Source organism: Chromobacterium sp. CCUG 76385 (assembly GCF_059916625.1).
In genome coordinates this window covers 116,359-129,395 of sequence record NZ_JAUCGU010000006.1, presented here as the reverse complement: position 1 = coordinate 129,395, position 13,037 = coordinate 116,359, and the positions used below count along the sequence as shown (strand labels likewise).

10 protein-coding genes and 1 pseudogene are annotated in these 13,037 nt (G+C 54.4%); 3 read left to right on the top strand and 8 right to left on the bottom strand.

Annotation, left to right across the window (positions count from 1 at the left end; all coding sequences use genetic code 11):
* Positions 1 to 181: 181 nt before the first annotated feature.
* The 8 genes and pseudogenes from QUG01_RS06685 to dnaA all read right to left on the bottom strand — a co-directional run bounded on the left by QUG01_RS06685 (position 182) and on the right by dnaA (position 12,015).
* A complete protein-coding gene (locus tag QUG01_RS06685) occupies positions 182 to 607 on the bottom strand; it encodes a very short patch repair endonuclease (protein WP_500829442.1) in 426 nt (141 codons plus the stop codon).
* A gap of 45 nt (positions 608 to 652) precedes the next feature.
* A complete protein-coding gene (locus QUG01_RS06680) occupies positions 653 to 2,011 on the bottom strand; it encodes a 5-methylcytosine restriction system specificity protein McrC (protein WP_500829441.1) in 1,359 nt (452 codons plus the stop codon).
* An 8-nt stretch (positions 2,012 to 2,019) separates the two neighbouring features.
* Complete coding sequence (locus QUG01_RS06675) at positions 2,020 to 3,819, bottom strand: McrB family protein (protein WP_500829440.1); 1,800 nt, start codon at positions 3,817 to 3,819, stop codon at positions 2,020 to 2,022.
* A 3-nt stretch (positions 3,820 to 3,822) separates the two neighbouring features.
* A pseudogene (locus QUG01_RS06670) lies at positions 3,823 to 5,886 on the bottom strand (DNA cytosine methyltransferase); the annotation flags it as partial.
* Between the two features lie 289 nt (positions 5,887 to 6,175).
* Positions 6,176 to 6,352 (bottom strand): methylation-associated defense system helix-turn-helix domain-containing protein MAD1, encoded by a 177-nt coding sequence (gene mads1 / locus QUG01_RS06665; RefSeq protein ID WP_500829460.1) that lies wholly within the window; start codon positions 6,350 to 6,352, stop codon positions 6,176 to 6,178.
* Between the two features lie 607 nt (positions 6,353 to 6,959).
* The gene (gyrB, locus tag QUG01_RS06660; protein ID WP_199154988.1) at positions 6,960 to 9,350 is read right to left on the bottom strand and encodes a DNA topoisomerase (ATP-hydrolyzing) subunit B; all 2,391 of its coding nucleotides are present in this window, start codon (positions 9,348 to 9,350) and stop codon (positions 6,960 to 6,962) included.
* 109 nt (positions 9,351 to 9,459) lie between these two features.
* Entirely contained in the window at positions 9,460 to 10,569 is a 1,110-nt protein-coding gene (gene dnaN / locus QUG01_RS06655; protein ID WP_500829439.1) for a DNA polymerase III subunit beta, read from the bottom strand.
* Positions 10,570 to 10,614: 45 nt separating this feature from the next.
* Positions 10,615 to 12,015, bottom strand: a complete 1,401-nt coding sequence (gene dnaA, locus QUG01_RS06650) for a chromosomal replication initiator protein DnaA (RefSeq protein WP_043628231.1) — start codon at positions 12,013 to 12,015, stop codon at positions 10,615 to 10,617.
* Between the two features lie 331 nt (positions 12,016 to 12,346).
* Between dnaA and rpmH the strand changes: the two genes are divergently transcribed.
* The 3 genes from rpmH to yidD are packed head-to-tail and all read left to right on the top strand — an operon-like array spanning position 12,347 to position 13,035.
* Complete coding sequence (rpmH, locus tag QUG01_RS06645; RefSeq protein WP_021477546.1) at positions 12,347 to 12,481, top strand: 50S ribosomal protein L34; 135 nt, start codon at positions 12,347 to 12,349, stop codon at positions 12,479 to 12,481.
* A gap of 6 nt (positions 12,482 to 12,487) precedes the next feature.
* Complete coding sequence (rnpA, locus tag QUG01_RS06640; RefSeq protein WP_043628229.1) at positions 12,488 to 12,850, top strand: ribonuclease P protein component; 363 nt, start codon at positions 12,488 to 12,490, stop codon at positions 12,848 to 12,850.
* Positions 12,826 to 13,035, top strand: a complete 210-nt coding sequence (yidD, locus tag QUG01_RS06635; RefSeq protein ID WP_103321860.1) for a membrane protein insertion efficiency factor YidD — start codon at positions 12,826 to 12,828, stop codon at positions 13,033 to 13,035. The genes rnpA and yidD overlap by 25 nt, the downstream gene beginning before the upstream one ends.
* Positions 13,036 to 13,037 lie beyond the last annotated feature (2 nt).

Sequence of the window (13,037 nt, the reverse complement as noted above, 5' to 3'; positions counted from 1 at the left end):
GTGCTTCTATTAGGTCGCAGGACATCAACCAGAAGGACGCACGCGTCCTCGCCAAGCACTGGAAGCAATACATACAACGCCGTAAATAACATAGCGTAGTCAATGCTCGCGCCATCATCGAAGCGGCGTGCTCAGCTTCACGCGGCTGCGGCGTGCCCCTCCGTTGTTCGTCGGGTCAGTACTAGGACTCTTTCCTGCACAAAGCTATAGCGACCTTTTGAACAGCTAAGGCTAGGAGTTCCCCCATAGTTTCATGTTCCCAAATGCGGATTACGCACCAACCTTGCTCGAACAGTAGAGAATCAACACGATGGTCCCTTTCAACGTTTTGCTGAATTTTCCTTGACCAAAAATCACTGTGCAAATTTGGTGGTTTATAGTGCTGCGGACATCCATGCCAAAAACATCCATCGACAAATACTGCTAGCTTGGCTCCGGGAAATAGGATGTCGGGTCTACCGGGAAGCGGTCTATTTGTCTTTAGCCTATAGCGAAACCCCGCCCTCCAAAGTGCGCGTCGCAATCTCAATTCTGGTTCTGTTCCACTTGTCCGCACCGCAGCCATCTGAGCAGACTTTTCTGGAGATTCGGCCTTTGGAGTGCGCATTTACAATAGGCTTTATAGAATAATTATCGGATATTTTTAAGTGGCCTAACCACTGTTTGCGCCAATGAGATGCGTTAGGCTCATCGCTAGCTCAGGTGCCGCAGCAAGTAGTAGATTGGTTTCGCCTTCGCCAGACTTTAGCGCTCTTGTTAGCTCTGGAAGGTTGATGGGTTTAATCCGAAGCAGAGTTTGCTCCCCTTCCGCATCACTCCATATAACTGTTCGAGCAGTTTCAGCGGGTGGTGGGGCATCTGGAGAAACTATCGGGGCAACAATGATTGCATAAGGCGGTCGTGCCATTCGGTATTTGGTCTGAAGTCGGCTTTGGTAAAAAAACAGTTGGTAAAGGTCTTCGTTAGTAACTCTGTCTTTATAAGCAATTCGACCATCCTCTTGTGCCTTCATATAGCGGGGTTTGAACTTTGCATCTATTACTGCAACTGGGCAGTCATTCAGCCAGAGGGTTATATCCGGTTCAATATCTCTGTATGTTTCGCCCTGTCCGTTGATGAACGCCCCAGAGTCGACACTCTTAAATTTTGCAAAAAGGCCAATGGATTCAAGAGGCTTGAGGAGTCGAAGTATTAATTGTTCAAAAAGACCAGGAAGGGAAAACTCGAAATGAACAGTTCTAATGTCCCCAGAAGTAAAAGTATCCGGTAGTCCTACACCTAATACCAGTGCACGAGATAGTGCCACCACTGAGTCGTAGTGCTCTGTAAGCCGGTTTCGGAGACGGGCTGCTAAATTGAAGTCATCTGGCGTCACCTGTCGTGGCGTCACCAGACTCCTCCAGACAAACACTTGATTTTCTATTCGCTCACGAAGGAAAGTTTGTTCGAGTAAGCGCCGCGCTACCACAAGTCCAGCATAAACTATTTGGTTGTGGACAACATCGGTTGTGAGTCTATTGACGCGACAAGTGATACCCTGAGCGGGGTGCTCGCCAAAGGATTTAGTCCAGTGTGCTCGTCCAGCCAAAACGTGGCGACGCTGCTCCTCAATTATATATCCGCGAGAAACATATACTCTAAGAACTCGTTCAGCTTCATCGAGAAGGCTTGCGGCAAGTCCAATTAAGAAGGCATCGGGAGCCGTGTTGTCCCCTTCCGATGAGCCACCAGTATCAGAAAGCACAACTCTTCTATGAAGGTCACCTCCAAGGGCAACATAGAGTAATGAGAGAAATTCGGCTGTTGCCATCGGCGGGGGAGAAATTAGAACCACCCCACGAACAACTGTTCTACCTACTGTAAGCCGGCGATTTCGCCGAACAACTATTCCTTTTTCTGAGTCATCAAGAATATCGGCAAAACGTCCGAGACGCCTCATGTCATCATTGCTAAGGTGAGATAACCTTAATCCGTGGATTAAGACACCTGTGTCCTCCAGAACAACTTGCATCGCTCTGCCTAGCCACCTACGGTTGCACCCGCAACCGTTATTTTCAAGAATTGGCTCAGCCGTAGCAAGAATTCCTCCTTTGTATTCCAGGCAGCCCGACCCGTAGAATCAACTAGAGAACCCAAAATCTTTTGCATCCGCGCACGGTCGAGATAACAGTATTCTTGAACCAGCGGAATAATGTCGAAACGGAATTTCTCTGCTAGGCAGGCAACTTCGTCTTCACTATTGTTAGGTATCCCCAATAGCGCATGACCTATCGCCCGGTCTGGTTCAACCCCCGCCATCAGTAAGCACTGATTCAATTTTTCAAGTAATTCTGATATTTTTATACCGCCCACTTCTTCTTTCCACTTTTCAATCCGACTAAATATTGTATGGTCGGCTGGAAATTCGATGAAGGCGAAACGCCTACGGAGAGCTACATCTAGCAGGCTTACACTTTTGTCTGCCGAGTTCATGCTTCCCAAGAAAAATAAGTTTTCTGGAATTGCGAAGTCGGCTTTTGGTGATTGAGCAAGCCGGCATGGGCGGCCACGCTTGTCTGGTTCAATGTAGGTAATTAGCTCCCCAAAAATACGTGCGACATCTCCGCGATTTATTTCATCAATAACCATTAAGACTGAGCGCCCCTGGTCTCTTATTTTTACTGCTTCGTCTGCGGCGTGAATTAGCGCCCCCTTTTGCAGGGTAAAGGTGCTCGGCGAATCCTCTAAGGGGCGAAAACCTTGGATAAAATCTTCGTATCCAAATGCAGGATGAAAGGTTACCGGAATAACTGAATCAATCCCATTTTGGTTTGCCCATGCATCAGCAATAGAAAATAACGTATGACTTTTTCCTGTCCCTGGGGGGGCATACAGTATGACGTTCTTCCTGTCCAAGAGGGTTGCTAGAACTTCTGACTCAAGGGTTGATAATTCATCAATAGCTGTTCCACCAACAAGAATCCCGCTTACGGCAACAACTGGGACCTCTAACGGCAGGTCTGATGCCATTGGCTGTAAAAAATGATTCCAGTCATTCTCGGGTTCAAATATTTTTGGGTTATCTATAACAAATCTATAGCGACGTTGCAGAACGGGGTCAAGAGAAGAGGATAGTGCAATTGCGTACGCACCGCGACTTGACGAACCGGAAGGCTTGTACTCAAATAGTCCTGTTTGAAAAAAGGCCTTATTTAAAATAGTATTTAAATTGTCGCGCCCAATCTCAAATTCATCTTCCAAGTCCCCAAGCAACGAGCGAGAGGATGTTTCATGCGCCAGACCGGCGGCACGATTAGCCAAAATAGTGCTAAATAACTCAGTTGAACTTTTTTCCCAGTTATTGTCATCGTCAAATAAATGGCATAACTCTAAGTACGATAAGAACCGATTATCTCTAGGAAGGGCAGCTAACGCAGCAAGGAGACCGAGAAGCAGAGTAAAAAAGGAAAAAGATATCCCCTGCTCCTTGGCATATCTGTTTGCTCCAGTATCAGTCCCATTGGGCACAACATATAGCCAAAGTGTTCTCGTGACGAGCCATTGCCAGGCATCTTCTGGGCTCTGTGAATAAAGACTAAGATATCGTTTTCCAACTTCAGTGACTACTGCGAAGTTATTTTCTCTCTTGACGATTCCTGTAAATGACATTAGGTCTCGTATGATGTTGTAGCGTCCGTTGTCCGCAGATTTCAATTGTTGAAGGTCAACATTTTCTAGAAGCGCTGCGTCCAGCACTTCTTTGGCTGCACTGGCGGATTCGGCGGTAGTCTTCTTAAGAAAGTTCCTCCCGACAGTAAACGATTTGAGTAGTTGTCCCACGATTCATACCCCGGCTTTATGAAGTGCTGCGAATACTGCTTCTGCAACGGCAAAGGCCATCCCTGGAGGTACAGCATTCCCAATCTGTCGACGTGTTGCGGCTCTATTGCCTTCAAAAATGAACCAATCTGGAAAACCCTGAAGGCGTGCCCCCTCACGATGAGTAATTGACCGATGACGGAATGGATGGCCAAATTCACCGCGTGTGAAGCTATCAAGCCCTCCAGTTATTGTGCGTGCGGGAAGAAACCAATCCATTCGACCAAACACATCACGATGTCCGCGATAGTCACCCGCATGGCAAGGTAATTGAAGCTTACGCGGGATAGACAACCTGCCTCCCCCCATATCGACATAAGAGATTCGTTGGCGATTCTGTGGGCTCTCAGCTGAAACCATATGGTTTCCTACAACAGTTTCTGACATATTGGTCGATGTCAGGTCTGGTAGCCCCGTAAGCATCTCACCCACCGTCAGCCAACGTTGAGGTGTAATAGGTAGCGGTCCTTCATAGTGCGACGAAACATCAGGAGCGAGGAAAACCATGAGGACTCGGCGCCTCAATTGAGCTGTACCAAAGTCTGCGGCGTTCAATACATGCCTATGCGGAACAAGCCCTAGAGACTCCATTCTAAAGATAAACTGCCGAAGCACCTTGATGCCTCTGGGTAGTTCAAGGTCAGTCACGTTCTCAAGTACAACTGCAACAGGAGGATGTGGCAGATTTTCTATGAAATCTGCGAAGCGAAAGACAAGGTGGTTCCGTGGGTCATCTGCGTTCCCTTTTCGTTGGTGTGAGAACCCCTGACAGGGAGGGCCTCCAACTACTATAAGTTTCTTATTTTTCGCCAAATCGGCCGCATGCGAAGCTAACGACGGGTCCGCCACATCGGCCACGCTTGCTACGGGAAAAATGTTCCGGTTGTAAGTTCGAACAGCGTCCTGCTCAATATCGAACGCGAAGGCAGGACCTAGTCCTGAACGTGTGAAACCGAGAGAGAAACCTCCAGCGCCGCAAAATGCATCAATGACAGCAAACCTTGCGTCCATTTTGGTCGAGTTTACTGTTTCGTCTTTCTGCCATTCGACGGACAAAGTGTGCCTTGAATTCGGTGGATTTAAGTGATTCAAAACGCTTGCTGCAACAAATCGAGCGAAGAGCGGAGGTACGGCTTCCCCAACCTGGCGATACTGCTGTGTGGGCGGTCCGCAAAATACGTAATTGTGTGGGAATCCTTGCAATAGTGCCGCTTCACGGACTGTGATGTTTCTATGTTGTTCGGGGTGCAGAAAGCGGCCAGAACTAGGACTTCTGCTTTTAGCTGTGATGGTAACGCTTGGGGTATCCCAGCGAAGCCGCCCGTACACGTCTGTAAAACCGGGAGTTGGGCTATTATCAAGACGTCGATGCGCAGCAAGCTTCAAAGACTCCGGAATAGCCCGGCGGTCACCACCATCGGCGGGGATTTGGGAAAATAAACTAATTAAACGCTCAGTATGTGCAGGTGCGCGATGATTTTCATCGTCTAGGTCTACCTCGCCAGCCTGCAATGGCGGGAGATGTGAAATCGCTTCCCTGACCGTTCTTGCGGTGGCACTTGAAAAAATAGGGGCGGGCAATTGAATCGCACCATTAAGCGAGCCAAGAATAATTGCTCGCTTACGCCTTTGAGGCACCCCATACATGCTCATGTCAACAATGCTTTCCTCTAGTACATACCCAGCACTCCGAAGGCGCGAAGCGCTTGCTTGGTAGTAATGGGAAAAACGTCCAGACAGTATTTCTGGTACATTTTCCATCACAACCACATCCGGTTGATACTTGAGGACGAGTGAGACAAAGGCGTCAAGCAAGTTGTTGCGCGTATCGTCACGGTCATCGCCTTTTCTTAGTGCGCTGAAACCTTGACACGGAGCGCAGCCGATGAAAAGAAGCGGACGTAATCGAGGACCAGAAAGTTCCGGAAAGGTTAGCTCGAGAATAGTGGTGTCTTGAGGCAATGCACCAATGTCGGCTCGGAGTGTACGGCCACGAATATTTTTTTCATACGTTCTAAGCGCTGCGTCATCTTTATCTACCCCCCCCTAAAACCCTGAAGGCAACATGGCTTTGCCGGGTTGTAGCGAACCCCGCACTCATGCCTCCGCAACCGGAGAAAAAATCTATCACGTCAACAACCTGTGGCTCAGGTAGCTGCTTCTCATACGCCCCGTTTTTGTCACTTTGTGTTTCCAGTGGAACACTGAAAGCTTGTGACGAATCAGCAGCTTCGAAGAGTTCCTTTTGCTCATGTGCGACGGAGGCATTGAGGATGACTTGACTATTCATATGTAATTCAAAGTGATGCAATGATATTTAGTTTAGTGCTTTTTGCTGACGAACCCATTCGTCAATATCAACCTTCTTGAAGCGCCAGAATCGACCTATCTTATGTCCAGGTAGCTGCCTCGAAGACAACCAGGTGTAGATGGTGTCTTTGCTTACGCCCAAGTATGTCGCGATGTCGTCAACCGATTGCCAGCGGTCATCCACCAGTGTGTGCTCTGCTGCCACTATCCAACTCCAAGCCAGGCATTCATTTGGATGGGCAAGTCTAGCACTTGGATTGGGTCATCTCAACGAAGATGGGTCTTGTTAGGCAGGTTTAGGCTGAGTTAGGGCTATTGTTACTTGATTGAGCTGGGCTTAGTTGGGTTGGAGCCGGTTCGACAAGGTAGGGAAGCTCGCAACCGTACGCAGGGTGGAATCGAAAGGTGGCTTCGATTAATAAAACAAGAATCAGCCGTTCCCCGTGGCAGCTCTTCTTCAGATAGGAAAACTGGGGCGCGGCCAGGTGTAGCCCCGTCGGCGTACCTCCTTCTAACAGTGTCCAAAATTGCGCGCGAGTACCATGAAAGCCCTGCTGTCGGGAAATACGCCCCAGCGTTTCTGTCAATACAATAGGCGACCTGAGGGGAAATAGTCCGAGACTAGCAAAGATAAGGGCCTGTAAACAGCTGGGTTTACAGGCCCTCGGAACTCCAGCCACACGTCCTTCTGTGCTACCAATCAATCTAGGCTATCACAGAGTTGTAACTTATAAATTTTTCAATTTATATGTCTCTTTTTCTCAGCTTATGCGTCTATCTACACTACAATTTTAAACATCTATATTGCGTGCGATCAAGGCGTTTCCTTCAATGAACTGCCTGCGCGGCTCCACCTCGTCGCCCATCAGGGTGGTGAACACGTCGTCGGCGCCCATCACGTCTTCGATGCGCACCTTCAAGAGGCGGCGCACGGCCGGGTCCATGGTGGTTTCCCACAGCTGTTCCGGGTTCATCTCGCCCAGGCCTTTGTAGCGCTGGATGTTCATGCCCTTTTTCACTTCGGCCAGCAGCCAGTCCAGCGCTTCGCCAAACTCGTTGACTGGTTTGACGGTTTCGCCGCGCTTGACGTGGGCGCCTTCGCGCAGCAGGCCGCCCAGCAGGCTGCCGGTTTTCTTCAGCTCCGCGTAGTCGCCGCTGTCCAGGAAGTTTTGGTCCAGCACCGTTACCAGCACGTTGCCGTGCAGCTTGCGGATGATCTTGATCAGGTGGCCGTCGTTCTTTTCGTCGCGCAGCAGCTGCAGGTCTATGGTTTCCGCCGGCAGGTGCTTGGAGAGTTCCGCCACGGTGTGGTCGGCTTGCTGTTGGCTTTCAAGCGACAGCGGGCCGGTTTTGAGCATGGCTTCCAGCACCAGCGGGTCGATCACGCGGCTTTCGCGTTCCATCACGGCGCGGGCCAGCAGGAACTGGCGGGCGATTTCGCCTAGGGTTTCGCCGGACAGCGGGGCGGCGCCTTCGGCCGGGATCAGTTCGGCTTTTTCCAGCGCCAGCTGCAGCAGGTATTGGTTCAGTTCGCCGTCGTCTTTCAGATAGCGTTCCTGCTTGCCGTGCTTGGCCTTGTACAGCGGCGGCTGGGCGATGTAGATGTGGCCGCGCTCTACCAGCTCGGTCATCTGGCGGTAGAAGAAGGTGAGCAGCAGGGTGCGGATGTGCGCGCCGTCCACGTCGGCGTCGGTCATGATGATGATGCGGTGGTAGCGCAGCTTGTCCGGGTTGTATTCGTCCTTGCCGATGCCGCAGCCCATGGCGGTGATCAGGGTGGCCACTTCCTGGCTTTGCAGCATTTTGTCGAAGCGGGCGCGTTCCACGTTGAGGATCTTGCCCTTCAGCGGCAGGATGGCCTGGAATTTGCGGTCGCGGCCTTGCTTGGCGGAGCCGCCGGCGGAGTCACCCTCCACCAGGTACAGTTCGCACAGGCTGGGGTCTTTTTCCTGGCAGTCCGCCAGTTTGCCGGGCAGGCCCAGGCCGTCCATCACGCCCTTGCGGCGGGTGATTTCGCGGGCTTTGCGCGCGGCTTCGCGGGCGCGGGCGGCTTCCACGATCTTGCCGCAGATGATCTTGGCGTCGTTGGGGTTTTCCAGCAGATAGGTTTTCAGCGCTTCGCTGATCACTTCGTTGACTACCGGGCCGATTTCGCCGGATACCAGTTTGTCCTTGGTCTGGCTGGAGAACTTGGGGTCCGGCAGCTTGACCGACAGCACGCAGGTGAGGCCTTCGCGCATGTCATCGCCGGTGGTGTCCACCTTGGCCTTCTTGGCCACTTCGCTCTCTTCGATAAACTGGTTCAGCGTGCGCGTCATCACCTGGCGCAGCGCGGTCATGTGGGTGCCGCCGTCGCGCTGGGGGATGTTGTTGGTGAAGCACTGGACGTTTTCCTGGTAGGAGTCGTTCCACTGCATGGCCACTTCCACGCTCATGCCGTCTTTTTCGCCAAAACCGTAAAACACCTTGGGGTGCAGTACGTTCTTGTTGCGGTTCATGTATTCCACAAAGCCGGCCACGCCGCCGGAGAAGGCGAAGTTTTCTTCCTTGCCGGTGCGTTTGTCCAGCAGCTGGATGCCCACGCCCTGGTTCAGGAAGGAGAGTTCGCGGATGCGCTTGGCCAGGATGTCAAAGTGGTATTCGATGTGGCCGAAGGTGTCCACGCTGGCAAAGAAGGTGACTTCCGTGCCGCGATGGCTGGTATGGCCGGTGACGGTGAGCGGGGCCACGGCGTCGCCGCGGCGGAATTCCATCTCGTGCACCTTGCCGTCGCGCCAGATCTTGAGCTTCAGCCAGTCGGACAGCGCGTTGACCACGGATACGCCCACGCCGTGCAGGCCGCCGGAGATCTTGTAGCTGTTGCTGTCGAACTTGCCGCCGGCGTGCAGGATGGTCATGATCACTTCCGCCGCGGAGCGTCCTTCTTCCGGGTGGATGTCGGTGGGGATGCCGCGGCCGTTGTCTTCCACGGAAACGGAGTTGTCCGGATTGATGGTGACCTTGATGGTGTCGGCATGGCCGGCCAGCGCTTCGTCAATGGCGTTGTCCAGCACTTCAAACACCATGTGGTGCAGGCCGGTGCCATCGGAGGTATCGCCAATATACATGCCGGGGCGCTTGCGCACCGCATCCAGGCCTTTAAGCACCTTGATACTGTCCGCGCCGTATTCTTGTTCGCTCATACTCACACTTTCCATATGGCCGCGCCGCCGGGGTGAAACAGGCTGCGTGGCCGGTCATTCTTAAATCCGGGAGGCGGCGTTAGGCCGCCCGCTGACTCCGTTTGCCGCGTCAGATGCGCATCGGCATCACGATGTACTTGAAGTTGCTGACATCCGGGATGGTGAACAACGCGCTGCGGATGGAGTCGCCAAACGCCAGCTGCAGGGTTTCCGCCGGCAGATTGGTCAGTACGTCCAGCAGGTAGTTGATGTTGAAGCCAATCTCCAGGCCGTCGCCTTGGAAGGCGATTTCCAGTTCTTCTTCGGCTTCTTCCTGTTCGCTGTTGGTGCACAGGATGGACATCTTGCCCGGCGCCAGCACCAGGCGCACGCCGCGGAATTTCTCGTTGGCCAGGATGGCGGCGCGTTGCAGCGCGTGCAGGAATTCCAGGCGTTCGATCAGGAAGATCTTGTCGTTGTCCAGCGGGATGACGCGGTTGTAGTCCGGGAACTTGCCGTCCACCACTTTGCTGATGATGACGGTGGCGCCAAAGCTGAAGCGCACCTGGTTGGCCAGCACTTCAATCTTGATTTCGTCGTCGCTGTCCTGCAGCAGCTTGTACAGCTCGATGATGGTCTTGCGCGGCAGGATCACCTCAGCCTTGGGCAGGGTGGCGGTGACGTCGGCGCTGGCAAAGGCCAGGCGGTGGCCGTCGGTGGCCACCAGGCGCACTTGGTTGCCGTCGGTCTGCATCAGCAGGCCGTTGAGGTAGTAACGGATGTCCTGCACGGCCATGGCGTACTGCACCTGAGAGATCAGGCGCTTGAGTTCGCGCTGGGAGAGGCTGAAGCTGGCGTCGGAGGCGGTGCCCACCGACAGCAGCGGGAAGTCTTCCGCCGGCAGGGTTTGCAGGTTGAAACGGCTCTTGCCGGCCTTCAGGGTGAGGCGGCCGCCGTCCAGCTGCTCCAGCGTCACCATGGTATTGCCCGGAATGGCGCGCAGAATGTCCTGCAGCTTCTTGGCGGAGGTGGTGAGGCGGAAGTCTTCGCCCGGCAGCTCGTCGCTGCTGGCGGTGGTGATCTGGATTTCCAGGTCGGTGGCCAGGAATCCAACCTGTCCGCCCTTCTTCTCGATCAGGACGTTGGACAGAATCGGCAGCGTGTGGCGACGCTCGACAATGCCGGTGACTGCCAGCAGGGGCTTGAGCAGGGCATCGCGTTCGGCTTGCAGGATCAGCATGTGGCGGGCTCCCAGTAGATGGTGAAGAGTCGTTTCATGGTTCGATTAATTGCGCAGCATCGCGAGCAGCGCTTCGTAGTCGTGCGCGATGTCGGCGTCGTTTTCGCGCATCTCATTAATGGTTTTGCAGGCGTGCAGCACGGTGGTGTGGTCGCGGCCGCCAAAGGCGTCGCCGATATTGGGCAAGGACAGCTGGGTGAGTTCCTTGGCCAGGGCCATGGCCACCTGGCGCGGCCGGGCGATGTCGCGGCTGCGCTTTTTGCTGTGCATGTCGGACAGCTTGATCTTGTAGTACTCCGCCACCGTTTTCTGGATGGCGTCCACCGTCACCTGGCGGTTGCCGGCGGCCAGAATATCCTTCAGCGCTTCCTTTACCAGTTCCAGCGTGATGTTCTGGTTGGTGAAGCGGGCATACGCCACCACGCGCTTGAGCGCGCCTTCCAGCTCGCGCACGTTGGAGCGCACGTTCTGGGCGATGAAGAAGGCCACGTTGTGCTCCAGCTTGATGCTGTCGGCCTCGGCCTTTTTCATCAGAATGGCCACGCGCATTTCCAGCTCCGGCGGCTGGATTTCCACGGTCAGGCCCCAGGAGAAGCGCGAAATCAGCCGCTCTTCCATCCCTTCAATCTGCTTGGGGTAGCTGTCGCAGGTCATGATGACTTGCTTGCCGCCCTCGATCAGCGCATTGAAGGCATAAAAGAATTCTTCCTGGGTGCGGTTTTTGCCGGCGAAGAACTGGATGTCGTCAATCAGCAACAGGTCCAGCGAGTGGTAGTAACGCTTGAATTCGTCAAACGCCTTGTGCTGGTAGGCGCGCATGATGTCGGCCACGTAGCGTTCGGCGTGGATGTAGCGGATCTTGGCCTGCGGGTTCTTTTGGAACACGTGGTTGCCGATGGCCTGGATCAAGTGAGTCTTGCCCAGGCCCACGCCGCCGTAGACAAACAGCGGGTTGTAAGCCTGGTCGCCCGGATTCTCGGCAATCTGCATGGCGGCGGCGCGCGCCAGCTGGTTGCCCTTGCCGGTCACCAGCGTATCGAAGGTGAAGGAGGGGTTGAGGCGCGTGCTTTCATGGCTGCCGCCAATAGCCTTGACCGCGGCCTGCTTGGCCGGAGACGGCGCGGGCGAAGCGCTGGGCGCGGCTTTGCTCGGCTCCTTGGCCTTGGGCTGGATGCTGGCAGCCGGCTGCAGCGGCCGGGCGGAAGGCGCGCCCAGACGCAGCTCCACCGGGCATTCGCCAATCAGTTCCACGGCCAGTTCCTCAATGCGGGCGAGGAAACGGTCCTTGATGAACTGCATGATGAAGCGGTTGGGCGCGAACAGCGCAATGCCTTCATCGCCGGCTTCGGCGTTGAGCGGCTTGATCCAGGTGTTGAACTGTTGCGAAGACAGTTCGGCCTCCAGTCGGGCGAGGCAGGCAGGCCAGAATTGATCCAGTTCGGTCATTACATACACGCATGTGAAAGCGAAAAACCCGCTGAGCGCGCTCGGCTTGCAACAGCGGGATGGGCCGCTCGCGGCGCGGAAAGGGCGGCGAGCAAGCGGCGGATGTTCGGCATGAAGCGGCCGGCAGGCTGCGGTGTGGCAAACGCGGCGGGCCTGTGTGCCCTGGATGCGTTCATTTGTTGTGCAGCCGGTCGACAGCGATAAACCCCCACATTCTAACGTTTTTTTGCAAAGTTATCCACAGGCCTGCAGAAAATTCCTCGTTGACAAAGCTGCGGATTTCGAGTCAAATCACGCGTTTATTTCCGTTTCGAAACAGGAAACCCATATCATGAAACGCACTTATCAGCCTTCCAATACCCGTCGTAAACGCACTCACGGCTTCCTGGTCCGCATGAAGACCCGTGGCGGCCGCGCTGTCATCGCCGCTCGCCGCGCCAAGGGCCGCAAGAAGCTGGCCGTCTAAGTCCTTGTGGCTTACCGCTTTCGCCGTGCGCACCGGCTGTTAAAAACGGATGAGTTCTCATCCGTTTTTAGTTTGCGGCAACAACGCAGCAATGCCTTCTTTCAGGTGTATGCCCGCCCCAACGGTCTGGACCATGCCCGCGTGGGTTTGGTTGTGGGCAAGAAGGTGGCCAAGCGGGCGGTGCGCCGAAATTACATCAAGCGCTGCGTGCGCGAGTGGTTCCGCCTGAACCAGCAGGAGCTGGGCGGCGTGGACTACGTGGTGCGAGCAAAAACGGCGTTTGCCCGCGAACAGCGCGCCGAGGCCGTCACGGCTTTGTCGGCTCTGTTTGCTAAACTGGCACGATGTCGCGCATCCTCATCCTCCTGATCCGTTTTTACCAGCTGGCTATCAGCCCGTGGCTGGCACCGCGTTGCCGCTTCCAGCCCACCTGTTCCAGCTACGCGATCGAGGCGGTGAGAAAACACGGCGCGCTGAAGGGCGGCTGTCTGGCCGCCAGACGCATTTGCCGTTGCCATCCCTGGGGCGGCAGCGGCTATGACCCGGTTCCCTGAAC